We start from the raw sequence: 1,677 nt of genomic DNA, 5'->3' as shown, positions 1-1,677 counted from the left end.
AGCTAAAGTCCAATAACTACCTGTAAGAATCAATTGGTGTAAATGTGGCAGATAGATGGAAGGGAAGAGTTTGCACCTTAACTGGGGAGGTCTCATTTCTCTAAATCAAACCCTTGTAGTGATACAAGACTGGAAAATGAGAAGTCAGCAGAAGTCATAGTAGTGAAGAGACTCAATGAAAGTTGAGAAGAGCGAAGGACGGAACAACTTTATCGTTAACACTTCTCAATTGGGAGGGAAAGAAGACTGTTGGCATTGAGCAAGAAAACAGATAGCCACTCCACGAGAAAAGAAAGGATTAACACACGTGTATACAGAAAAATTGATGATTCAAATATTGGAAAGAGAAAATCTGAACCGAGCGATTCAACGCGTCAAACAAAATAAAGGTGTCCCTGGCATCGATGGAATGATGGTAGACGAGCTATTTCTCTACTTTTCGGAACATGAAGGAGAGATAAGAAAACAAATTCTTCAACGCACCTATCAACCGAAACCTGTTTTGCGCGTAGAAATCCCAAAAGCAGATGGAAGAAAACGCCAGCTAGGAATTCCAACAGTGGTCGACCGAGTGATTCAACAAGCAATCGCACAAGTTCTTAGCCCTATCTATGAAAAACAATTTCATAAAAATAGTTATGGCTTTCGTCCTCATCGTTATGCAGAAATGGCAATCCTTGAAACATTAACCAATATCAATGACGGTTACCAATGGATAGTTGACATTGATTTGGAACGCTTCTTTGATACCGTCAACCATGATAGATTAATGAACTTAATCGCAAGAACAATCAAGGACGGAGATGTTATTTCACTAATACGCAAGTATCTCGTTAGCGGAGTACAAACGGATGAAGGATATAAAGAGTCGATTGTAGGAACGCCACAAGGTGGAAATCTATCTCCATTACTAAGTAACATTATGCTTAATGAATTAGATAACGAATTGGAAAGGCGAGAGCTAAAGTTTGTACGCTACGCCGATGATTGTATTATCTTTGTCAAAAGTGAAATGTCCGCTAGGAGAGTTCTGAGAAACATTACCCACTTTATTGAGGAAAAGTTAGGATTAATCGTGAATGCAGAAAAATCGAAAATCGTTCGACCGACAGACCCATCATTTAAATTCCTAGGATTTGGTTTCTTCTATAATAGAAAAACCCAAATCTACCAAGCAAAACCACACGCAATATCAATGGCGGAGTTCAATTATAAATTGAAAAAGTTAACGAAAAGGAATTGGGGAATTGACACAAAGTCAAGGATAGAGAGAATCAACCAACTCGTAAGAGGTTGGGTAAACTACTATCGAATAGGCAAGATGAAGCGATTCCTATTATTGATGGATTCGAAAGTCAGAAGAAGGTTAAGAATGTGTATTTGGAAACAATGGAAGACACCCAAAACCAGAAGGAAGAATCTTATCAAATTAGGAATGCCTTCCTACGAAGCGTATAAAAATAGCTACTCTAGCAAAGGAATTGCCAGAATAGCTCAATCGTGGGTTTTAACAACCACGATAACCAATGAACGCTTGGAACGTTTTGGTTTACTCTTTTCAGTTAAACAATACCAAAAAGTACACGTGATGTAAAGTTGAACCGCCGTATACGGAACCGTACGTACGGTGGTGTGAGAGGACGAATAATCATTTAATGATTATTCTCCTACTCGATT

Annotated in this window: 1 protein-coding gene; it reads left to right on the top strand. The window is 38.6% G+C overall.

Annotated elements, in window-relative coordinates; all coding sequences use genetic code 11:
• Positions 1-325: 325 nt before the first annotated feature.
• Positions 326-1,594, top strand: a complete 1,269-nt coding sequence (ltrA, locus tag ACYSNO_RS12315) for a group II intron reverse transcriptase/maturase (protein WP_461731378.1) — start codon at positions 326-328, stop codon at positions 1,592-1,594.
• Positions 1,595-1,677: the final 83 nt, after the last annotated feature.

Source organism: Enterococcus sp. LJL98 (genome assembly GCF_054871745.1).
Note: the sequence above shows the minus strand (reverse complement) of the source record. Positions and strands in the feature narration are given on the sequence as shown.

What these genes read in the sequence shown, in the direction of transcription:
- ltrA (WP_461731378.1), top strand. Translation starts at nt 326, where the DNA reads ATGATTCAAATATTGGAAAGAGAAAATCTGAACCGAGCGATTCAACGC.